General features: G+C 71.7%; 21 protein-coding genes. 10 read left to right on the top strand and 11 right to left on the bottom strand.

Going from position 1 to position 19,694, the window contains the following annotated elements:
* The first annotated feature begins 200 nt into the window (after nucleotides 1–200).
* Nucleotides 201–590: an ATP-binding protein gene (locus tag AB0L65_RS37635; RefSeq protein WP_364255593.1), complete on the top strand. Its 390-nt coding sequence runs from the start codon at nucleotides 201–203 to the stop codon at nucleotides 588–590.
* Between the two features lie 6 nt (nucleotides 591–596).
* Here AB0L65_RS37635 and map read toward each other — a convergent pair whose 3' ends face one another.
* Nucleotides 597–1,445, bottom strand: a complete 849-nt coding sequence (gene map / locus AB0L65_RS37640) for a type I methionyl aminopeptidase (RefSeq protein ID WP_364255596.1) — start codon at nucleotides 1,443–1,445, stop codon at nucleotides 597–599.
* Nucleotides 1,446–1,450: 5 nt separating this feature from the next.
* Between map and AB0L65_RS37645 the strand changes: the two genes are divergently transcribed.
* Entirely contained in the window at nucleotides 1,451–1,654 is a 204-nt protein-coding gene (locus tag AB0L65_RS37645; RefSeq protein ID WP_350728709.1) for a hypothetical protein, read from the top strand.
* On the opposite strand, the gene AB0L65_RS37650 is transcribed toward AB0L65_RS37645, so the two are convergent.
* Nucleotides 1,651–2,307 (bottom strand): cyclase family protein, encoded by a 657-nt coding sequence (locus AB0L65_RS37650; protein ID WP_364255599.1) that lies wholly within the window; start codon nucleotides 2,305–2,307, stop codon nucleotides 1,651–1,653. The genes AB0L65_RS37645 and AB0L65_RS37650 overlap by 4 nt on opposite strands.
* Nucleotides 2,304–2,555 carry a hypothetical protein gene (locus AB0L65_RS37655; RefSeq protein WP_364255602.1) on the bottom strand — a complete coding sequence of 84 codons (252 nt, stop codon included), beginning with the start codon at nucleotides 2,553–2,555 and terminating at the stop codon, nucleotides 2,304–2,306. Before AB0L65_RS37655 ends, AB0L65_RS37650 begins: the two co-directional genes overlap by 4 nt.
* A gap of 73 nt (nucleotides 2,556–2,628) precedes the next feature.
* On the opposite strand from AB0L65_RS37655, the gene AB0L65_RS37660 reads away from it, so the two are divergent.
* Nucleotides 2,629–3,609: a LysR family transcriptional regulator gene (locus AB0L65_RS37660; RefSeq protein ID WP_364255605.1), complete on the top strand. Its 981-nt coding sequence runs from the start codon at nucleotides 2,629–2,631 to the stop codon at nucleotides 3,607–3,609.
* On the opposite strand, the gene AB0L65_RS37665 is transcribed toward AB0L65_RS37660, so the two are convergent.
* Nucleotides 3,606–4,184 carry a hypothetical protein gene (locus AB0L65_RS37665; protein WP_364255608.1) on the bottom strand — a complete coding sequence of 193 codons (579 nt, stop codon included), beginning with the start codon at nucleotides 4,182–4,184 and terminating at the stop codon, nucleotides 3,606–3,608. The two genes, AB0L65_RS37660 and AB0L65_RS37665, sit on opposite strands and share 4 nt — an antisense overlap.
* Nucleotides 4,185–4,357: 173 nt before the next feature.
* Between AB0L65_RS37665 and AB0L65_RS37670 the strand changes: the two genes are divergently transcribed.
* Both AB0L65_RS37670 and npdG read left to right on the top strand, forming a co-directional pair.
* A complete protein-coding gene (locus AB0L65_RS37670) occupies nucleotides 4,358–5,500 on the top strand; it encodes a lipase family protein (RefSeq protein WP_364255611.1) in 1,143 nt (380 codons plus the stop codon).
* Nucleotides 5,501–5,584: 84 nt separating this feature from the next.
* Nucleotides 5,585–6,238: an NADPH-dependent F420 reductase gene (gene npdG, locus AB0L65_RS37675; RefSeq protein WP_185072761.1), complete on the top strand. Its 654-nt coding sequence runs from the start codon at nucleotides 5,585–5,587 to the stop codon at nucleotides 6,236–6,238.
* An 81-nt stretch (nucleotides 6,239–6,319) separates the two neighbouring features.
* On the opposite strand, the gene AB0L65_RS37680 is transcribed toward npdG, so the two are convergent.
* Genes AB0L65_RS37680 through AB0L65_RS37705 form a run of 6 tightly spaced genes read right to left on the bottom strand, consistent with a single transcriptional unit; the run spans nucleotide 6,320 to nucleotide 11,778 of the window.
* The gene (locus AB0L65_RS37680) at nucleotides 6,320–6,925 is read right to left on the bottom strand and encodes a response regulator transcription factor (RefSeq protein WP_185072762.1); all 606 of its coding nucleotides are present in this window, start codon (nucleotides 6,923–6,925) and stop codon (nucleotides 6,320–6,322) included.
* A complete protein-coding gene (locus AB0L65_RS37685) occupies nucleotides 6,922–8,007 on the bottom strand; it encodes a sensor histidine kinase (RefSeq protein WP_364255615.1) in 1,086 nt (361 codons plus the stop codon). Before AB0L65_RS37685 ends, AB0L65_RS37680 begins: the two co-directional genes overlap by 4 nt.
* A 13-nt stretch (nucleotides 8,008–8,020) precedes the next feature.
* Nucleotides 8,021–8,734, bottom strand: a complete 714-nt coding sequence (locus tag AB0L65_RS37690; protein WP_364255617.1) for an ABC transporter permease — start codon at nucleotides 8,732–8,734, stop codon at nucleotides 8,021–8,023.
* Complete coding sequence (locus tag AB0L65_RS37695) at nucleotides 8,731–9,609, bottom strand: ABC transporter ATP-binding protein (RefSeq protein WP_364255620.1); 879 nt, start codon at nucleotides 9,607–9,609, stop codon at nucleotides 8,731–8,733. Before AB0L65_RS37695 ends, AB0L65_RS37690 begins: the two co-directional genes overlap by 4 nt.
* A gap of 45 nt (nucleotides 9,610–9,654) precedes the next feature.
* The gene (locus AB0L65_RS37700; RefSeq protein ID WP_364255623.1) at nucleotides 9,655–10,341 is read right to left on the bottom strand and encodes an alpha/beta hydrolase; all 687 of its coding nucleotides are present in this window, start codon (nucleotides 10,339–10,341) and stop codon (nucleotides 9,655–9,657) included.
* Between the two features lie 12 nt (nucleotides 10,342–10,353).
* On the bottom strand, nucleotides 10,354–11,778 hold the full coding sequence (locus AB0L65_RS37705; RefSeq protein WP_364255626.1) for a PLP-dependent aminotransferase family protein: 1,425 nt from the start codon (nucleotides 11,776–11,778) through the stop codon (nucleotides 10,354–10,356).
* A 59-nt stretch (nucleotides 11,779–11,837) separates the two neighbouring features.
* Here AB0L65_RS37705 and AB0L65_RS37710 point away from each other — a divergent pair, with 59 nt between their 5' ends.
* Both AB0L65_RS37710 and AB0L65_RS37715 read left to right on the top strand, forming a co-directional pair.
* A complete protein-coding gene (locus AB0L65_RS37710; RefSeq protein ID WP_364255629.1) occupies nucleotides 11,838–13,025 on the top strand; it encodes an aminotransferase class I/II-fold pyridoxal phosphate-dependent enzyme in 1,188 nt (395 codons plus the stop codon).
* A gap of 8 nt (nucleotides 13,026–13,033) precedes the next feature.
* On the top strand, nucleotides 13,034–14,071 hold the full coding sequence (locus AB0L65_RS37715; protein WP_364255632.1) for a pyridoxal-phosphate dependent enzyme: 1,038 nt from the start codon (nucleotides 13,034–13,036) through the stop codon (nucleotides 14,069–14,071).
* Between the two features lie 508 nt (nucleotides 14,072–14,579).
* On the opposite strand, the gene panB is transcribed toward AB0L65_RS37715, so the two are convergent.
* The gene (gene panB, locus AB0L65_RS37720; protein ID WP_364255635.1) at nucleotides 14,580–15,410 is read right to left on the bottom strand and encodes a 3-methyl-2-oxobutanoate hydroxymethyltransferase; all 831 of its coding nucleotides are present in this window, start codon (nucleotides 15,408–15,410) and stop codon (nucleotides 14,580–14,582) included.
* Nucleotides 15,411–15,555: 145 nt separating this feature from the next.
* Here panB and AB0L65_RS37725 point away from each other — a divergent pair, with 145 nt between their 5' ends.
* The 3 genes from AB0L65_RS37725 (at nucleotide 15,556) to AB0L65_RS37735 (ending at nucleotide 19,447) form a co-directional block, all read left to right on the top strand.
* Complete coding sequence (locus AB0L65_RS37725; protein ID WP_364255638.1) at nucleotides 15,556–16,806, top strand: MFS transporter; 1,251 nt, start codon at nucleotides 15,556–15,558, stop codon at nucleotides 16,804–16,806.
* Nucleotides 16,807–17,271: 465 nt separating this feature from the next.
* Nucleotides 17,272–18,837, top strand: coding sequence for an MFS transporter (locus tag AB0L65_RS37730; RefSeq protein WP_364255641.1), 1,566 nt, complete (start codon nucleotides 17,272–17,274; stop codon nucleotides 18,835–18,837).
* A gap of 7 nt (nucleotides 18,838–18,844) precedes the next feature.
* Nucleotides 18,845–19,447, top strand: coding sequence for a TetR/AcrR family transcriptional regulator (locus AB0L65_RS37735; protein WP_355206266.1), 603 nt, complete (start codon nucleotides 18,845–18,847; stop codon nucleotides 19,445–19,447).
* Nucleotides 19,448–19,694 lie beyond the last annotated feature (247 nt).

The raw sequence follows: 19,694 nt of genomic DNA on the forward strand, positions 1-19,694 counted from the left end.
GCCATGGCCTTCTATCCTCCCACTACAAGTCTCTGTACCGCCAGGTAGCCTGTCTCCCAGGGGAGACGGGCATAACCCCATGACCAGCGTGCGTAGGCCTTGAGGGGGGACGCGCACCGCCAGGTGAGGGCGCCGGAGTGGGGACCGGCGTGAGCCCGGTGTGCCCAGGAAGGCGAGAGCCATTGTCGGAAGAGACACGGATGCGCGGGGGGCAGAGCCTGGCCGAGGCTCTTGAGAGCTGTCTGGCCGAATGGTCCGAGCGCACGGGGATCGCCGTCGAGACCTGGGCGCTGCCGGCCACCGACGTGTCGTCGCGGGTCTCCAGGGCCGTCATGGCCACGATCGACGAGGCCCTGTCCAACGTCGAGCTGCACAGCCGGGCCCGGACCGTGTCCATCGCCGTGACGGTCTCCAAGAGCGGGCTGCGCATGACGGTCAGCGACAACGGCCAGGGCTTTCACCTCGCGAGGGCGGGGAGCGGGATCGCCAGGATGCGGGCCGCCTTCACCGAGCTCGGCGGGAGCCTGTCGGTCAACAGCGTGCTCGGCGAGGGCACGACCGTGACCGGAGTGGTGCCCCGGCGCGGCTGACGGGGGTCAGGAGAGCGTGAGGATCTCGCTGCCCGTCTCGGTGACCACGATCGTGTGCTCGAACTGGGCCGTGCGCTTGTGGTCCTTGGTCACGGCCGTCCACTTGTCCGGCCAGATGTCGTACTCGATGGTGCCCAGCGTCAGCATGGGCTCGATCGTGAACGTCATCCCCGGCACCAGCTCCACCCGCAGCGACGGGTCGTCGTAGTGGGGAACCATGAGCCCGGAGTGGAAGCTCGTGCCGATCCCGTGGCCGGTGAAGTCGCGGACGACGCCGTAGCCGAAGCGCTTGGCGTACGCCTCGATGACCCGGCCCACCACGTTGAGCTGCCGCCCCGGCGCGACCGCCCTGATGGCGCGCATCGTGGCCTCGCGCGTGCGCTCCACCAGCAACCGTGACTCCTCGTCGACCTCGCCCACCAGGTAGGTGGCGTCGGTGTCGCCGTGGACGCCGCCGATGTAGGCGGTGATGTCGACGTTGACGATGTCGCCGTCCTGGAGCACGGTGTCGTCGGGGATGCCGTGGCAGATGACCTCGTTGATCGACGTGCACAGCGACTTGGGGTAGCCCTTGTAGCCGAGCGTGCTCGGGTAGGCGCCGTGGTCGATGAGGAACTCGTGGCCGACCCGGTCGAGCTCGTCGGTCGTGACACCGGGCCGGATGTGCTTGGCGACCTCGTCGAGCGCCTGGGCGGCGATCCGGCCGGCCACCCGCATGCGCTCGATGATCTCGGGGCTCTTCACGTCGGATTCGCCGGTCTTGGGACGCTTCTTGCCGACGTACTCCGGCCGCTCGATGTGGGCGGGGACCTTTCGCATGGGCGAAACTCGCCCGGGCTGGAGCAGTGTCGTCATGAAACATGAGTCTACGGGGCAGAATTGACCCCGTGAGCGAAGGCCAGTGGTGGTTCTGTCTCAAGCACATGCGGGTCGAGCCCGAGAAGGGCTGCCCCAACAAGGACCGGATGGGTCCCTACACCTCCGAGCAGGAGGCGGCCGGGGCGCTGCAGCGCGCCGCCGACCGCAACAAGGCCTGGGACGAGGCGGAGAATGACGACGACTAGGGCACGACCGCGTACGCCCTGACCGGGAAGGTTCCCATGCCCGCGACCATCGGGGGCGCGGCGTGGAACCGGAAGCCGTCCCCGCTTCCGGCCGGGGGCAGCGCGGCCAGGCCCGTCAGGTGCTCCACCAGCGGGATGCCCGCCTTCAGCAGGATCGTGTGGGCGGGGCGCTCGCCATGCGGCGGGGTGTCGTCGATGTTGAGCGAGTCGATGCCCACCAGCGCCGCCCCCTGGTCGGCCAGCCACTGCGCCGATTCGGGCGCGAGGTAGGGATGGCCGTGCAGGTAGGCGTCGGTGCCGAAGTGGCGGTCCCAGCCGGTGTGGATCAGCACGGCCCGTCCCCGTACGTCCAGGTCCTCGGCGATCACCACCTCGCGGCCCGCGCCGGCCCGCACCACGAGGCCGGGCAGGTCGGCCAGCTTGCTCACCGGCACCTGTGACAGGTCGGGCCCGTCGGGATAGCGGTGGTACGGGGTGTCGAGGTAGGTGCCGGTGTTGGCGGCGAGCGCGATCGTGGCGATGTGGAACTCCGTGCCCGGCGCGTAGACCTTGCGCGAGTCCTCCCGGCTCAGGTGCACCCCCAGCTTCGGGCCGGGAATGCCGGGATAAGTGATCATTCCGTCAACGATGCGGTGGCTGAGTTCGACGATCATGCGGACGCTCCTACACGTGCGAGCTTGATCAGGGCGAGGACGCCGATGCCCGCCCAGATCAGGTTGAGGCCGGCCGACGGCCAGGCGGCGCTGTAGGCGCTGTTGGCCATGAGCCCGAGCGAGCCGGCGAGGTTCATGAGCTGGTACGCCGCGCCGTCGCCCGGCAACCGGGACTGCGTGACCAGGATGTACCCGGCCAGCAGTAGGGCGGCGCCGATCCAGCCGACGGCGGCGAAGAGGAGGTCCATGGCCGTCATTGTCGGGACTGACAGTCGTAAAGTACAAATAAAGAATGCTAAAGGTGCGCGTAAGCTGACCTGCATGGACATCGATCCACGGCGGCTGCGGATCCTGCACGAGGTCGCCCGCCGCGGCGGCGTCATGCGGGCCGCCGAAGCGCTCTTTCTGACCCCCTCGGCCGTCTCCCAGCAGCTCGCCCAGCTCGAACGCGAGGTCGGCCTGGCCCTCATCGACCGCTCCCAGCGCAGCGTCTCCCTCACCCCGGCCGGGCGCGTGCTCGCCGGTTACGCCGAGCGGGTGGAGGAGGAGCTGCTGGAGGCCAGGCGCGAGCTCACCCGGTTCACCGAGCGCCTGGCCGGGCCGGTGCGCATCGCCGCCTTCCCCACGGTCATCACGCACGTGCTGGTGCCGGCCATGCGGGACCTGGCCGCGCGCCACCCCAAGATCACCCCGGTCCTCCACGAGGTCTTCGGCCCGCCCGCGCTGCAGGAGTTGCGCATGGGCGCGGTGGACGTGCTCATCACCGAGCAGGACATGGGCCTGCCCGGGCTGTCGCAGCCGTCACTGAGCGCGCGGCTGCTCTACGTGGACGAATACCGCATCGTGCTGCCGCCCGACCAGCCGGATCCGGGGTCGGTCGCCGAGCTGCTGCGGCTGCCCTGGGTGGCCAGCGAGCCGAACCAGGCGTGCGGGCAGGCGCTGGCGCGGCTGGCGGGGCTGCACGGGTTCGAGCCGCGCAAGGTGCACGTCATCACGGAGTTCGGGCCCACGCTGTCGCTGGTGGCGGCCGGGCACGGGGTGGCGATCGTGCCCGCGCTGGCCCTGCTGGACGTGCCGGAGGGCGAGGTGCGGGTGAGCGAGGTGCGTGACGTGGGCGCGCGCCGGCTGGACGCGGTCACGCGGGTGAGCCGTACCCGGTCGGGGGAGCCCGATCCCGTGCAGGCCGTGGTGATCGGCGCGATCGAGGAGGCCACGGCGGCGCTGGAGACGTCCCTGAGCGGACGCCTGCACAGTGCCCCCAGTGCCGCCGACGCCTCCGAGCCGGAGCGGTCGAGTCCCTAGTCGGCCTGTTGGGGGCCGCTGACCTTGTCCAGCAGGCGGGCCAGGCGCTCGCGCAGGCCGGGGCGGCGTTCGGGCTCTCCGGCCGCCGTGCTCACCAGGTGCTGCGCCCCGTCGAAGGTCACCAGCCCGTCCCGCGGCACCTCGATGCAGTCGTGCGCCAGCCCGGCCAGCTCCCGGTCGCCGCCCTCGATGGCCAGGATGGTCGCTCCTGTACGCCGGGCGTCGTCCACGCGTTCGAGCAGCGGCACCGGCGCCTCCCGCTCGGCCAGCACGAACAGCGTCTCCCCCCGGGCCGCGCGCTCCAGGCGTTCGATGCCGACGCGCAGGTGGGCGGGCGCGTCGGCGGGCGGCGCCCAGCGCACCAGCGTGGGCGTGAGCTGCGCCAGCCCGGAGAACCTGGCCTCGTCGGCGAGGTGCGCGGTCAGGTGCCAGGGCTCCTCGTCGGGGGTGCCCACCAGCAGCAGGCCGCCGGGCGAGCGGGTGGCCCGCAGGGCGACGCCCAGCTCGCGGGCGCGTTCGAGCCAGCCGGTCTCGGCCAGGAGCTCACGCAGCAGTGCCACCGATCCTGAGTCCATTTCCCCATGGTGCCTGACGTCGCACGCGCGGGGTGGCTGATTCGGGAGTGATGTGTTGACACGAGGTGCGTTTCCCCGTCATTTCGGGCCTTGACAGGAGGTTACTCCCGGGTAACGATCGGCTCGCGGCGCCGCCGTCCCAAGTATGTGGTCCTCACGGAGAGGGGCGGTACATGTCCTTACGTGTCCGCGTCAGCATGTCCATGGTCCTGTTATTGATCATGTCCCTCATCACGACCCCGGCCCGCGCGGCGGCGCCGGGAGACGTGGTCTCCGCCCAGCCCACCACCGTCTACCTCCTGCCGGGCAAGCTCCTGGAGGTTCCGGTCAACGCTTGGCACCTCCTGTACAACTCCACGTCCGCCACCGGCTCGATCAACACCGTGTCGGGGACGCTGCTCGTGCCCAAGAGCGGCTACCCGCTCGGCGCGCGCCCCATCGTCGGGTACGCCGTCGGCACCCACGGGCTCGGCGACCAGTGCGCCCCCTCGCTCAGCATGAGCCAGGGCCGGGAGGCGGAGCTCGCGCTGGTGAGCCTGTTCCTGCTCAAGGGGTACGCGGTGGCCATGACGGACTACGAGGGGCTCGGCACGCCCGGGCCGCACACGTACATGGCCGGGATCTCGCAGGGGCACGCCGTGCTCGACTCGATCAGGGCGGCCACCCGCGTGTCCGGGGCCGGGCTGTCGAACCGGGCGCCCGTCGCCGTCATGGGCTACTCCCAGGGCGGGGCGTCGGCCGGGTGGGCGGCGCAACTGCAGCCCTCGTACGCGCCCGAGCTGCGGTTGAAGGGCGTCGCGGCCGGCGGTGTGCCCGCCGACCTGCACGCGGTCGCGGACCATCTGGACGGCGGGTCCGACTTCGGCCTGGCGGCGGCGGCCGGGGTCGGGCTGGACGCGGCCTACCCCGAGCTGAACCTTCAGACGGACCTCAACGACCGCGGGCGCGCCCTGCTCGCCGACGCGGCCGACGACTGCGTGGGCGACCTCGGCAAGCTGTCCGGGCTGAGCTTCTCCGACCTGAGCCCGATCGACCTGCTCAACCAGCCGAAGTGGCTGGCCAGGCTCGGGGAGAACCGCCTGGGCGCCACGGCTCCGCGGGTGCCGATGTTCCTGTACCACGCGCGGGGGGACCAGATCATCCCGCTGTCCGTGGGCTCGACGCTGCGGTCCGAGTACTGCCGGGCCGGGGTGAACGTCCGGTGGACCGCGCTGCCCGCGCCGGACCACGTCACGGGAGCCGTCGAAGGAGGGCCGCTGGCCATCGAGTGGCTGGCCCTGCGGATCCTCGGGCTGCCCGCGATCGGCAACTGCTAGCCCGTACGCCGGCCGGGCCCGCACGACCGGGCCCGGCCCACCCGGTGGCGGGTACCGGGCGGCCGAGCTGGCATGATCGGGCGTATGACAGATGTGAGCGGGCTTTCCATCGGCATCCTCGGCGGCACCGGTGACCAGGGGAAAGGGCTGGCGCGAAGGTTCGCGCTGGCGGGGCACCGCGTGCTGATCGGCTCGCGTAGCGAGCAGCGCGCCCAGGACGCGGCCGGTGACATCGGGGCGGGTGCGAGCGGGGGCGCGAACGCCGCCGTCGCCGCCGAGGCCGACATCGTGATCGTGGCGGTGCCGTACGAGGGGCACAAGGCGCTGCTGGAGTCCCTGCGGGCCGAGCTGGCCGGGAAGATCGTCGTCGACTGCGTGAACCCGCTCGGGTTCGACAAGCAGGGCGCCTACGCGCTGCCGGTGGAGGAGGGCAGCGCGGCGCAGCAGGCGGCGGCGGTGCTGACCGAGAGCCGGGTGGTGGCCGCCTTCCACCACGTGTCGGCGGTCCTGCTGATGGACCCGGCCGTGGAGAAGGTGGACCTCGACGTGCTGGTGCTCGGCGACGACCGTGAGGCCACCGACACGGTGCAGGCGCTGGCCGAGGTCATCCCGGGCGTGCGCGGCGTGTACGGGGGGCGGCTGCGCAACTCCCACCAGATCGAGGCGCTCACCGCCAACATCATCTCCGTCAACCGCCGCTACAAGGCCCACGCCGGGCTGCGCATCACCGACATCTGACCCGCCACCGCACCACCCATCGGCGGTGCCGGTGCCCCTTTCACGAAGGGACCTCAGCCCCGGTCGGTGGGATGGGGTGCGTCACAGCCAGCCCGCGTCCTCCGCGATGCGGATGGCGTCGATCTTGTTGCGGGCTCCCGTCTTCGTGATCGCCCCCGTCAGGTAGTTGCGCACGGTGCCGGGGGAGAGGTGGAGGCGGGAGGCGATCTCCTCGGCCGAGGCGCCCCGGGCGGCCTCCCTGAGGACGGTGGACTCGCGCGGCGTGAGCGGGCTCTCGCCGTACTGCATGGCCGAGGACACCAGCTCGGAGTCCAGCACGCGCAGCCCGGCGGCGGTACGCCTGATGGCGTCCGCCAGCCGGTCGCCCGGGGCGTCCTTGACCAGGAACGCCTCGATGCCCACGGCCAGAGCCCGGCGTACGTGGCCCGGCTGCCCCATGGCCGTGAGCACCAGGACGCGGCACGACGGGAGGCGCTCCAGCAGCGTGGCGGCGGCGGTGATGCCGTCCACCACCGGCAGGTCGATGTCCACGACCGCGACGTCGGGCCGCACCCGCAGGGCCTCCGGCACGATCTCGTCGCCCCGGGTCACCTCCGCGACCACCTCGATGTCCCGCTCCAGGCGGAGGAGGGCGGTGAGCGCGGCGCGGATCATGTGCATGTCCTCGGCCAGCAGCACCTTGATCACGCCGCGACCTCCATCGCCAGGAGGAAGCCGCCGGCGCCGGTCCGGACCGCGGTGCACGAGCCGCCCGCCTGGGCCGCGCGTTCCGCCAGCCCCGTGAGCCCCCCTCCGTCGGGGCCGGGCTCGGCGAGGACGCCGTCGTTGGCCACCTCCAGCCGGACCGTGCCGCCGTTCAAGGACGTGGTGATCGTGCAGGTCGTGGCGCGGCTGTGGCGCAGGACGTTGGTGACGGCCTCGCGTACGGCCCACGCCAGCGCCTCCTCCGAGCGGCCCGGCAGCGTCACGTCCGCCAGGTGCGCCTGCACGCCGACCCCTGACGACTCCAGCAGCGCCACCGCCCGGTTCACCTCGCCGGCCAGCGACAGGGCCCGGTAACCCCTGGCGACGTGACGTACGTCCTGGGCCGCCTCCCTGGCCACCTGCACCAGCTCGCCCACCTCCGTCCGGGCGGCGGCCGGATCGCGCTCCATGAGCCGGGAGGCCAGGTCACCCTTGAGCGCGATCGCGGTCAGGCTGCGCCCGAGGCCGTCGTGCAGGTCGCGGGAGATGCGCAGGCGCTCCTTGAGCACGGCCGCGTCCGCCAGCTCGGCCCTGGCCTGTTCCAGGTCGGCCGCCACCCGAGTGAACCGCACCAGCGCATAGACCATGGCGCCCGTCGTCGGCACGGTGACCACGTAGAAGAGGGTGACGATGGAGGCGCTCATGCCCGACCACAGCACGGTGCCCTCGTACAGCATCATCAGCACCACCAGCGCCCCGCCCCGGCCCAGCGGCAGGAACACCAGCAGCGTCCCGGCCAGCATCGGCGCCGTCACCCCCGACATGCCGCCGGGCAGCAGGAAGTCGGGCAGGTACGTGACGACCGCCTGCAACACGATCGTGAGCGGGTACGCGGGCGGGCGCTCGCCGCGCAGGCCGGCCCGCATGTTCAGGTAGTGCGTGCAGATCACGGCGATCGTGGCGACCGCGGCCGCGGCGCCGTAGCCCGGGCCGTGCAGGAAGTAGGTGAGCGCGAGCAGCGAGTAGGCGGCCGATACGGCGGTGATGAGGCCGGTCGCGAGCCGTCTGGCCGAGGAGGAGACCACGGGCTGATTATCCTTACGATCGGCGCGGTTCCCAGCGGAACCACAGCCGGAGGGCGACGAGCCCGACGACCGTCCAGGCGGCCAGGACCAGGGCGGCCACGGCCAGGTCGCCGGTCTTGACGGCGTTCACGACGGCGCTGGTGGGCAGCAGGTCCAGGGCCGGTCGCAGCCACGAGGGCAGCGGGATCGGGCCCATCGCGCCCGCGGAGACCGCCGCCACCAGGAAGACGGGCATGGTGAACGCGGCGGCCAGCTCGGCGCGTGGGATGGCCGCCGTGTACGCGGCGCCGAGCAGCGACAGCACCGCCGACCCCGCCACCGTGATCGCGGCGAACCCCAGCGGGTCGTCCGGGAACGGCACGCCGGCCACCACCCGCACGGCCACCGTGCACAGCGCGATCATGGCCACGGTCTGCGTGGCCGTGCTGGCGATCTGGCCGAGCAGGATCTGCCCGTCCGTCAGCCGGCTCGCCCGCAGGCGCTTGAGCACGAGCTGGTCGCGGCGGGTGGCCAGGGCGACGGCGACGTTCATGAACGCGGTGATCGCCAGCAGCAGCGAGATCGCGCTCTGGAAGATCGCGGTGGCGGCCGAGGGGTCCAGCACGTTCCTCATGAGCAGCGGCATCCCCACGGCCAGCCCGACCGGGGTCACCACGGAGGCGAACAGCATGGACTTGTCCCGCCAGAACAGGCGCGTGCCGAGGCGGTAGGTGGCGGTCAGGCTCATCGGGCGCGCTCCAGGAAGAGGTCTTCGAGGGTGGCGGTGCGGACCTCCAGGCCCGACAGGCGCAGGCCGCGCCCGGCCGCCCAGGTCAGCAGCGTCTGCGCGGCCAGGTCGGGGTCGTCGGCGCGGCAGACGGCCGTCTCACCCTCCATGGTGACCGGCAGGGGCAGATCGGCCGGGTCGATGTGCGCGGGCAGCCGGAACGCCACCCGCCCCGACCTGGCGGCCAGTGTCTCGGCCATGTCCCCGGACGCGACGATCTCGCCGGCGTCCAGGATGGCCATGGCCGTGGCCAGGCGCTGCGCCTCCTCCAGGTAGTGCGTGGTCAGCAGGATCGTGGTGCCCTGCCTGGCCAGGTCGCGGACGACGGTCCAGGTGTTCCTGCGGGCCTCGGGGTCCATGCCGGTGGTCGGCTCGTCGAGGAACAGCACGTCGGGGCGGCCCAGCAGGGCCAGCGCCAGGTCGAGCCGGCGCTTCTCGCCGCCGGACAGCTGGCGCACCTTGGTGCCCCGCCTGCCCGCCAGCCCGGCCAGCTCCAGCACCTCGTCGCGGGGACGGGGCGCGGCGGTGAAGTCGCGCCAGGTGTCGACGGTCTGGGCCACCGTCAGGTCAGGGAAGAAGCCGGCCTCCTGCAGCATGATCCCGGTGCGCTGCCTGACGGCCGAGCGGTCGGTGTACGGGTCGAGGCCGAGCACGCGCACGGTCCCGCCGTCGGCCCGCTGGAAGCCCGCCAGCACCTCGACCGCGGTGGTCTTGCCCGCGCCGTTCCTGCCGAGGAGCGCGAAGATCTGCCCCTGCGCCACCTCGAACGAGATGCCCTTCACCGCCTCGAACCCCTGGTGGCTCTTCCTGAGCCCGGTCACTTCGATCGCTGTCATGCGTACGAGTGTTTCCGGGGCGATCACGGGGCGACAGTGAAGAATTCACGACTTGCGCGAGAGCTTGAGCAGCGCGTCCGTGACCCCCTCGGGGTCGACGAGCTGGTGCAGGTGCTGGCCGGGCACGCGGACCACGGGCCAGCCCCGCCGCCCGGCCTCCTCGGCGACCTCCTCGTACGGCGGGCCGAACCACAGGCACGAGCACCTGACCTCGTCCCACCCGGCGGGCACGGGGATGGGCTGGGTGTAGTAGTCGAGCGGCAGCCGCGGCTGCTCCGCCGCCACCTTGATGCGCACGGCGGGGTCGGGCAGCATGGCCACCACGTCCTCCTCGTCCCACCAGTCGGTCCAGCGCGGCAGCACGCCGTCGGGCCCGGCCAGGTCGTGCAGGAACGGCAGGAAGCTCTCCTCCGCGACCTTGATCAGCCCTTCGCGCGGCGGGATGTGCGCGTCGGCGAAGACGCACGCCACCACCCGCTCGCCCAGCCCTTCCTTGATCAGCGGCAGGAAGAACCCGGCGTTGCTGTGCGCGGCCAGCACGACGGGCGTGTCAGGGGTGACCGCGCGCACCGCCTCGACCACCCGTGGCCAGTACGGCGCGCCGCCCGTCGCCACGCCGGTCAGGTCGGGCACCACGGCCGTGTGTCCGCGGCGTTCCAGCGACTCGGCCACGGGAACCCAGGTCGAGGGCCCGACGGAAGGGCTGTGCACGAGTACGAAGGTCGTCTGCATAGGCCCACCCTGTCAGACCACGAGGGTGTGCCGGGACACCGGGCGATCGGTGCCGTCGAAGAACGCCCAGGCCACGGCCAGGTTGTTCACCGCTCGCGAAAGCTCGTCCTCGGGGAACAGGAAGTGCAGGCGCATGCGGTCGGCGTGCCCGCCCAACGGGTCGAACGATCTGCCCGGCGGCACCGCGACCCCGTGCCTGAGCGCCACCTGGGCGAAGGAGTCCACGTCGCCGTGCGGGATCCGTACCCAGATGGTCTGGCCGCCGAGCGCGGGCTCGAACTCCCACGACGGCAGCCGTTCGCGCAGCTCCGCGCACAGGTGGTCGTGGCGCCGGCGCAACGTGCGCACGCGCGCCGCCCGTACCTCCTCCAGGCGGCGCAGCAGCGCGACGGCGGCCAGCTGGCTGAAGACCTCGCCCCCGAGGTCGAGCACGGCCCGCAGCCTGGCCAGCCGCGACACCAGCGGCGCCGCCGCGCGGATCCACCCGACCCGCAGCCCGCCCCAGACGAGCTTGCTCAGCGAGCCGACGGTGATGAGGTGCTCCCCCCGCTCGAACGACGCCAGCGGCGGCGGCGTCTCGCCCGTGAAGCAGAGCTCGGCGCACACCTCGTCGTCGATCAGCGGCACGTCGTGCTCGGCGGCCAGCGCGGCCAGCCGCCGGCGGGCCGGGGTGTCCATGACCGCGCCGTCCGGGTTGCGGCTGGTGGGGACGAAGTAGGCCAGCGCGGGGCGTTCACGCAGGTCCTCCGCCGTCCCGGGCCGGACGACGGCGGCGGCGTGCCGGAACACCTCCAGCGCCCCCGGGTACGTCGGCGCCTCGGTCAGCACGGTGTCGCCGGGGGCCACCAGCAGCCCGGTGAGCAGGGTGAGCGCCTGCTGGGCGCCCGTCGTCACCATGATCTCCTCGGCCGTCGTCGGCACGCCGCGGCCGGTGTAGTAGGCGGCCAGCGCGGCACGCAGGGCCGGGTTGCCCGCGGGCTGGTAGCCCAGGTCGCGGGTGCCGGCCAGCCGCGCGCCCGCCTCCTCGTACGCCTCGAACATCGCGGCCGGCATGTCGTCCGGCGCGGCGCACGTCAGGAGCTGCACGCCGTCCGGCGGGTGCAGGATGTGGAGCAGGAGCGGATTGGCCGGCACGCCGTCGGCGGCCCGCGTCGCGGGCAGCTCGAGCGCGGCCACCCGGGTGCCGCTGCCCTGGCGGCGCACCACGCGGCCCTCCTGCTGCAGCAGGTCGTACGCGGCGACCACGGTGCCCCGGCCCACCGCGAGCCGCTTGGCCAGCACCCGGTCCGGCGGGAGCGCCCTGTCGGGCGGCAGCACGCCGTCGTCGATGAGCGCCCGCAGCCGGGCCGCGAGCAGCAGGTAGAGCGGGCCGCGGCCCGACGCCCAGCGGCCCAGGAGATCGACGAGGTCGCCGTCGGCGAGATTGGCCCCATTCATGGACCAATTCTGCCGGATTGGCTCTGATGCCGGACCGTTTCGCGGGCGATCCTTGACGCATGACCGATTCTCATCCCTCTGAGCTCCGCCCCGAGACGCGCACCGTCCACGTGCCGCAGCCCGTCATCGAGGGCAGCCGGCCGATCACCGTGCCGATCTACCAGACCTCCGGATTCGTCTTCGACGACCCCGCCGTGATGGCCGACGCGATGGGGCGGGCCGACGGGCCGTTCGTGTACGGGCGCTACACCAACCCCACCGTCCGCTCCCTGGAGGAGGCCGTCTCCGGGCTGGAGGGCGGGGTGGGGGCCGTCGCCACGGGCTCGGGCATGGGCGCGATCAACACCGTCCTGCTCGGCCTGCTCAAGCCCGGTGACCACCTCATCGCGCAGAAGTCCCTGTACGGCGGGACCGCCGCCATGATCAACGACCTGGTGGGCAGGTTCGGGATCACGGTGACGTACGTGCCCGAGAACGACCCCGCCGCCCTGCGCGCCGCCGTCCGCCCGGAGACCCGGCTCGTCTACCTGGAGACGATCAGCAACCCGATGACGCTGGTCGCCGACCTGCCGGGGATGTGCGCGGCGGCCCGCGAGCTGGGGATCGTGTCCGTGGTGGACAACACGTTCGCCACGGCCCTGCTCTGCCGGCCCATCGAGCACGGGGCGGACATCGTCGTACACTCCACCACCAAATACCTGTCCGGGCACACCGACGTGGTGGGCGGGCTCGCCGTCTTCGCCTCCACCGAGCTCTACGAGAAGGTCTGGCACTTCGCGATCGAACTGGGCGCCTCCGCCGACCCCTTCGCCGCCTGGCTGTCGCTGCGGGGGCTGCAGACCCTCGCCCTGCGCATGGAACGCCACTGCTCCAACGCCCGCCTCCTCGTCACCCGCCTGGCCTCCCACCCCGCCGTCACCGCCGTGCACTGGCCGGGCCTGGCCACGCATCCCTCCCACGATCTGGCCGGGAAGCTGCTGTCCGACTTCGGCGGGGTGCTCTCGTTCGACCTCGCCGGCGGGCGGGCGGCGGGGGAGAGGTTCATGAGCTCCGTACGCCTCATGCTGCTCGCCCCGTCGCTGGGCGGCGTGGAGACGCTCGTCATGCATCCGGCGACGACGTCCCACCGCTCGCTCAGCGCCGGGGAGCTGGCCAGGCACGGGATCGGCGAGGGCACCGTACGCATCGCCGTGGGCATCGAGCACCCCGAGGACCTGTGGGCCGACGTGGCGCAGGCGCTGGCATAGTGGCCTGTGTGGATTACTCGGATGTGCTGGCGGCGGCCAGCCGTATCGACGGGCTCGTGCTACGTACGCCGGTGCTGGAGGTCTCGCCCGGCGTCTTCTTCAAGCTGGAGCTGTTGCAGCACTCGGGGTCGTTCAAGGTCCGCGGGGCCTTCAACCGGATGCTGTCGGCGGGCGAGCTGCCGCCCAGCGGGGTGATCGCCGCCAGCGGCGGCAACCACGGGCTGGCCGTCGCCTACGCGGCGCGGGTCCTGGGGGTGCGGGCGGAGATCTTCGTGCCCGAGGTGACGAGCCCGGTGAAGGTCGCCGGGCTCGAGGCGCTGGGGGCCCACATCACGCAGACCGGGGCCATCTACTCGGAGGCCGCCGAGGCCGCCGCCAAGCGGGCCGCGGAGACGGGGGCGTTGGCGGTGCACGCGTACGACCAGGCTGAGGTGGTGGCGGGGCAGGGGACCACGGGGCTGGAGATCGTCGAGCAGACGGGTGGCGTGGACACGGTGGTGGTCGCCGTTGGCGGGGGCGGCTTCGCCGCCGGCATCACCCTGGGCACCTCCGGCCCGACCCCTTCGCCGGGCCACACGCCCGCAACCCCACCCACCCCGACACCCGGCTCCGCTGTGACGCCCAGCTCTCCTGCGACGCCCGGCTCTGCTGTGACGCCCAGCTCCGCTGTGACGCCCGGCGCCGGGCCGCGGATCATCGCGGTCGAGCCCGAGCGGATCCCGACCCTCCGCGAGGCGCTGCGCGCGGGACACCCGGTGCCCGTGGAGGTGAGCGGGGTGGCCGCCGACGCGCTGGGCGCCACCAAGATCGGCACCATCGCGTTCGAGGTCCTGTCCTCACCCCGGGTGGAGAGTGTGCTGGTGACCGACGAGGCGATCGTGGAGGCCCGGCGTACCCTCTGGGCCCGTCACCGGGTGGCGGCCGAGCCCGCGGGCGCGACGGCGTACGCCGCACTGCTGTCGGGCGCGTACACGCCGGCTCCGGGGGAGCGGGTGGCCGTGGTGCTGTGCGGCTCCAACACCGACCCCGGCACCCTCACCCCCTGACTACCTCCCCATCTCATGCCCGGCGACGGACGCGGCGTCGCCTGATCCCCAGCGTCGGGCGCGGCGTCGCCTCCCGCCGCGCCCGGGCTTCTCGCCGCCAGGCCCCGAGCCCTGTCGCCCGACGTGTGTGCCCCGCAGCGCGGATCTGGACCCACGGCCCAGAATCCGCGCGCACGGAACAGCAGCCCCGGCCCGACCCCGAAGTCCGGTCTCCAACGCCCTCGACGCCCGGGCCGGACGCCCGACCTGGCATACCTGGCCTGGACGCCCGCCGCCAACACCTGGCCCTGGACGGGCGAGCCGGAACATCCGGTCCTGGACGCCCGCCCTCAACGTTCGCCGCCAACGCCTGGCCCTGGACGCCCGGCCGGACTACCCCGCCTTGGACGCCTGGTCCAACGGTCACCGTCACGTGGTGGTCGCGGCATCAGGCAGCCATGCCGTCGCAGGTGGCCGTACCGTCGTAAGGGGTCGTACCGCCGCGTAGGGGGCGTGTCGTCGGCCGCCGTCAGTTGTACGTGTGCTCAGCAGCCGGGAAAGCGCCCGCAGTCACGTCGGCGGCGAAGGCGCGGACGGCGCGGTCCATCTCGGCGGCCAGGTCGGCGTAGCGCTTGACGAACCGGGCGGGACGCGGCGTGAGCCCCATCAGGTCCTGCCACACCAGAACCTGCGCGTCCGTCCCGGCGCCCGCGCCGATGCCGATGGTGGGGATCGTCAGCGACGCCGTCACCCGCTCCGCCAGATCCGCCGGCACGCATTCGAGCACCACCGAGAACGCCCCCGCCCGTTCCAGGTCCTTGGCGTCCGCCATGAGCTCGTCGCCCGATTGGCCGCGCCCCTGAACGCGGTAGCCGCCCAGGACGTTCACCGACTGCGGGGTCAGCCCGAGGTGGGCCATGACCGGGACCCCGGCCGAGACCAGCGCCTCCACCTGCGGGACGACCCGGCGGCCGCCCTCCAGCTTGACGGCGTGCGCCCCGGCGTCCTTCATGAACCGCGCGGCCGACTCCAGCGCCTGCTGAGGCGAGGACTGGTACGACCCGAACGGCAGATCCGCGACCACCAGCGCCCGGGACGAGCCGCGCACCACGGCCGCCGTCAGGGGCAGGAGGTCGTCGACCGTGACGGGCAGCGTGGAGTCGTACCCGTAGACGACCATGGCCGCCGAGTCGCCCACCAGCAGAACGGGGATGCCCGCGTCGTCGAAGACCCTGGACGTCATCGCGTCGTAGGCGGTGACCATGGGCCACCGCTCTCCGCGCTCCTTGGCGGCGGTGAGGTCGCGAACGGTGACCCGGCGCCCGGAGACGCCCCCGTACAGCGTGGTTGAAGAGGACATGTGTGAACCCTCCAGAAACGTCTCGAGGCGCCCCAGTGGCGTCCCCGGACTCCTTCCGATGATGGCACGCGCTGTCACGTGCCGAAAAACCTGTGGCGAAACTGTCGGTGCCTCTTGCGAGAATCAGCGCGGAGGTTGAAACGACATGGCTCTCGCCCCTTACCGACGACTGGTCAAGATCCCGGGCGTTCCCGCGTTGCTGCTGATGGGGCTGCTGGCGCGGGTTCCGTCCACGGCCATGGGGATGACCCTCACCCTGCACGTGGCCATGGCGCTCGACCTGGGATACGGCAAGGCGGGGCTGGTCACCATGGCCAACACCATCGGCATGGCGATCGGCTCGCCGTTGTCGGGGAGGTTCGTCGACAAACACGGGTTACGTCCTGTGGTCATGGTCACGACCGTGGCGCAGGCGGTGTTCTGGGCGTGCGCGTGGGCGCTGCCGTTCCCGGCCCTGATCGGGACGGCGGCGGTGGCGGGGCTGCTGGCGTTGCCGGTGTTCAGCGTGACCAGGCAGTGCCTGGCCGCCATGGTGCCGGTCTCCCAGCGGCGCAGCGCGTTCGCGCTCGACTCCATGCTGGTCGAGCTGGCGTACATGGCCGGTCCCGCTCTCGCGGTGGCCGGGCTGACGATGCTGGACAGCAGGGTGACGATGATTATCATCGGGGTCGCCACGGCGGCGGCGGGCCTGGGCATGTTCATGCTCAATCCGCCCACCCGATCGCCCGACGAGCTAGAGGCGCAATCGATCAAGGTGTCCAGGCGGCAGTGGCTGACGCCCGGGTTCGTGGCGTTGCTCGGGACGGCGGCGGCGGCCACGTTCGTGCTCACGGCCACCGAGCTGTCCCTGATCGCGACCATGAACAACGCCGGCCAGACCCAGTGGGTCGGCCTCGCCGTCGCCATCTGGTGCGTCTACTCCCTGATCGGCGGCTTCGTGTACGGCGGGCTGTCGCGTGGCTTCTCACCCTTGGTGCTCATCGCGTTCATGGGCCTGCTCACGATCCCGGTCAGCCTGGTGAGCAGCTGGCAATGGCTGGTCGTGATGCTCCTCCCGGCAGGCCTCCTCTGCGCGCCGGCACTGTCGGCCACGGTCGACGTGCTCTCCCGGTGGGTGCCCGCCACGGCGCGAGGCGAGGCGATGGGCTTCCACGGTACGGCCCTGCTGATCGGCGGCGCGAGCTCGGCCCCCATCGCGGGCGCCGTGATCGACGCAAGCGGGCCGACGTGGGCGTTCGTGCTCGCGGGCCTGGTGGGGGTGGCTATGGTGCTCGCCGCCGCCCCCTTCTGGCCCCGCCGCCCCGCCGGCCCCCTCCCAACCTCCACCCAGCCCCAGTCGGATTCGCCCCCTTCGACCCTCACCGAGCCCACTCCAGCACCAGCCGAGGCCCCTTGAGCCGGTGACCAGCAGGGCCCCGGCGATCGGCGGCTTCTTAAGCCGACGGCCGGTGGTCCTCCGACCGGTGCGCGTGGGGCAAGTGGTCGTCGGCGGCCCGCGAGTCGGCCTGAGAACACGACAGCCAGTTGCCTCACGCGCCCGCCGGCACCGAGTCGGGTGCGCCATCGCGTCGGACGGCGGCCGTCCGGGGGCCGCGCGGTGGTGTGGGGGATGGGTGCATGGTGTTGCGGTGCGGGACGGCGTATGGGCCGCGGGCTGTGACAGCGGTGGTCGGCTTGGGGTTGAGGCCGATCCCGAAAGCGGTGTGGCTTGGGGGTTGAGGCGACCGCGGTCAGCACCTCGGCTCGGGAGCGTTGGCGAGAGTTAACCCAGGGTTTACGAAACGGGACCGTTGCGTATCGGAATAGCTTGCGATACGGTGTCGTTGCGAAACTCGTACGTATCGAAATTGGGGGGCTCTTCGTGAGAGACGTAGTAGTGGACCCGAACGCGGGCCATCCACGCCGATGGGGGATCCTCGGCGTGCTGGTGTTCAGCCTGCTGGCCGTCGTGCTGGACAACACCATCCTCAACGTGGCGATGAAGACCATCGCCGACAAGACGGTCGGTTTGGGGGCGACGCAGAGTGAGCTGGAGTGGGCGATCAACTCCTACACGCTGGTGTTCGCCGGGTTGCTGTTCACGTTCGGGGTGATCGGCGACCGAACAGGGCGCAAGCGGATGTTGTTCATCGGCATGGCGCTGTTCGGACTGGCCTCGCTCGCCAGCGCCTACTCGCAGGATCCGATGCAGTTGATCCTGGCGAGGGCGGCGATGGGCATCGGCGGGGCGGCGATCATGCCGGCCACCCTGGCGATCATCTCCAACGTCTTCCCGCCCGGTGAGCGGGGCAAGGCGATCGGTGTGTGGGCCGGCGGCGTGGGGCTCGCCGTGGCGATCGGGCCCATCACGGGCGGTCTGCTGATCCAGCACTACTGGTGGGGTTCGGTCTTCCTGATCAACGTGCCGATCGTGATCGTCGCCATGATCCTCATCGCGACCTTCGTGCCGGAGTCGCGTGACCCGAAGCCGTCCAAGCTGGACCCGGTCGGTGTGCTGCTGTCGATCATCGGGTTGGTGGCCGTGGTGTACGGCATCATCCGCGGCGGCGGCCTCGGCACCGTCTTCAGCGCGGAGGTCCTGGTGCCGACGCTGTTCGGGCTGGTGGTGCTGGGTGCGTTCGTGTGGTGGGAACGGCGCATCGACCACCCCATCTTCGACGTCCGCAACTTCGGCAACGTCCGCTTCAGCTCGGCCATCGGCATGATGGGCATCGTCTTCTTCGCGATGATGGGCGGGATGTTCTTCCTGACCTTCTACCTGCAGACCGTGCTGGGCTTCTCGCCGGTGCAGGCGGGGGCGCTGATGATCCCGTTCGCCGCCGCGCAGCTCATCTTCGCGCCGCTCAGCCAGCGGGTGAACGAGCGGTTCGGCGCCAAGCTGTCGGCCACCGTGAGCATGATCGTGGTGACGGCGGCCCTGGCCAGCTACGCGCTCATGGACCAGGACACGCCGATCGTGCTGATCGAGGTCATCTTCTTCGTCCAGGGTGCCGCGATGGCGAACATCATGCCGCCCGCGACCACCGCCATCATGGAGTCGCTGCCCAGGGAGAAGGCCGGCGTCGGCTCGGCCATGAGCAACACCGTCCGCCAGGTGGCGGGTGCGCTCGGCGTGGCCGTGCTCGGCTCGGTGCTGTCGTCCAACTACCGCGGCGAGATCACGCCCTCGCTGGCCGGCCTGCCCGCCGACGTCCAGCACACTGCGGGCGAGTCGATCGTGCAGACGATGGGCGTCGCCCAGGCGCTCGGCGAGAGGGGCCAGGCGCTGATCAAGCCCGCGTTCGCCGCGTTCGTCGACGGCATGCACGTGACGGCGCTGGTGTCCGCGGTGATCGCGCTGGTCGGCGTCGCGGTGGTGGCAAAGTGGATGCCGGGCAAGACGCGCCCGGCCACGCAGGCGGAACAGAAGGAACCGGCTGTAGTGTGAGGCAGCGATGACGATCCAGGAATCAGGGACTGCCCGTCCGGCGGGGCGTCCGCGTAGCGAGAAGGCCGAGAAGGCGATCATCGAGGCCACCCTCGATCTGATCGGCGAGGGCATGGGCGTCTCCGATCTGTCCATCGAGGCCATCGCGTCGAGGGCGGGTGTCGGCAAGACGACGATCTATCGGCGCTGGTCCAACAAGGAGGACCTGGTCGTCGACGCCCTCGCCACGCTCAAGGCCCCGGTGCCGTCGCTCACCGGCACATCGGTGCGTGACGACCTGATCTCCCTGCTCGACGCGATGCGCAGCGAGTCGGGCGTGGCCCGCAACCGCTGCGTGATGAAGATCGCTATGAGCGAGGCCGATCGGTATCCGCAGTTGATGGACCGGTTCATGAAGCGGGCCATCGAGCCTCGGAGGCAGGCGATGCGCGCGGTGATCGAGCGCGGCATCGCCAACGGCGAGCTCCGCGCCGACCTGGACGTCTCGATGGGCATGGCCGTTCTCACCGGCACCATGCTCTGGTTCACCAAGTGGGGTCCGGCCGGTGACCTCGACGTGGATCTCGCCGAACGCGTCGTGGACGTGGCGCTGGCGGGAATGGCCCCCTGACGGCAGACGGCGGCCACCTGCGCATGTCCCGGGCCTGTGCCGTGTCCTTCGGATGATGGCGTGAGTGCCGTTTTCGGAGGCATGGGACCTCGGGGCGATGACTCCCGGCGGGGGCGTGTTAGCGCCGCCCCCGCCGGGCTTTGCCTCATGTGGGTTTGTGGCAACGGGGTCCGTAGGTGATCGTTTTGGCCTAGGCAGAACGTGAGCATTGTTCTAATCTCGCGGCCATGCCCCCCATGCGAAAAAT

The sequence above is a fragment of the Nonomuraea sp. NPDC052116 genome (assembly GCF_040680035.1).
Lineage (GTDB): Bacteria > Actinomycetota > Actinomycetes > Streptosporangiales > Streptosporangiaceae > Nonomuraea > Nonomuraea angiospora_A.

Excerpts from the sequence above, each read along its gene's own strand:
- AB0L65_RS37650 (WP_364255599.1), bottom strand. The coding sequence starts at position 2,307 with ATGATCGTCGAACTCAGCCACCGCATCGTTGACGGAATGATCACTTAT.
- map (WP_364255596.1), bottom strand. The coding sequence starts at position 1,445 with ATGACGACACTGCTCCAGCCCGGGCGAGTTTCGCCCATGCGAAAGGTC.
- AB0L65_RS37735 (WP_355206266.1), top strand. The coding sequence starts at position 18,845 with ATGACGATCCAGGAATCAGGGACTGCCCGTCCGGCGGGGCGTCCGCGT.
- AB0L65_RS37665 (WP_364255608.1), bottom strand. The coding sequence starts at position 4,184 with ATGGACTCAGGATCGGTGGCACTGCTGCGTGAGCTCCTGGCCGAGACC.
- AB0L65_RS37710 (WP_364255629.1), top strand. The coding sequence starts at position 11,838 with ATGACCGATTCTCATCCCTCTGAGCTCCGCCCCGAGACGCGCACCGTC.
- AB0L65_RS37700 (WP_364255623.1), bottom strand. The coding sequence starts at position 10,341 with ATGCAGACGACCTTCGTACTCGTGCACAGCCCTTCCGTCGGGCCCTCG.
- AB0L65_RS37660 (WP_364255605.1), top strand. The coding sequence starts at position 2,629 with ATGGACATCGATCCACGGCGGCTGCGGATCCTGCACGAGGTCGCCCGC.
- AB0L65_RS37695 (WP_364255620.1), bottom strand. The coding sequence starts at position 9,609 with ATGACAGCGATCGAAGTGACCGGGCTCAGGAAGAGCCACCAGGGGTTC.
- panB (WP_364255635.1), bottom strand. The coding sequence starts at position 15,410 with ATGTCCTCTTCAACCACGCTGTACGGGGGCGTCTCCGGGCGCCGGGTC.
- AB0L65_RS37635 (WP_364255593.1), top strand. The coding sequence starts at position 201 with ATGCGCGGGGGGCAGAGCCTGGCCGAGGCTCTTGAGAGCTGTCTGGCC.
- AB0L65_RS37670 (WP_364255611.1), top strand. The coding sequence starts at position 4,358 with ATGTCCTTACGTGTCCGCGTCAGCATGTCCATGGTCCTGTTATTGATC.
- AB0L65_RS37705 (WP_364255626.1), bottom strand. The coding sequence starts at position 11,778 with ATGAATGGGGCCAATCTCGCCGACGGCGACCTCGTCGATCTCCTGGGC.
- npdG (WP_185072761.1), top strand. The coding sequence starts at position 5,585 with ATGACAGATGTGAGCGGGCTTTCCATCGGCATCCTCGGCGGCACCGGT.
- AB0L65_RS37645 (WP_350728709.1), top strand. The coding sequence starts at position 1,451 with ATGAGTCTACGGGGCAGAATTGACCCCGTGAGCGAAGGCCAGTGGTGG.
- AB0L65_RS37655 (WP_364255602.1), bottom strand. The coding sequence starts at position 2,555 with ATGGACCTCCTCTTCGCCGCCGTCGGCTGGATCGGCGCCGCCCTACTG.
- AB0L65_RS37690 (WP_364255617.1), bottom strand. The coding sequence starts at position 8,734 with ATGAGCCTGACCGCCACCTACCGCCTCGGCACGCGCCTGTTCTGGCGG.
- AB0L65_RS37725 (WP_364255638.1), top strand. The coding sequence starts at position 15,556 with ATGGCTCTCGCCCCTTACCGACGACTGGTCAAGATCCCGGGCGTTCCC.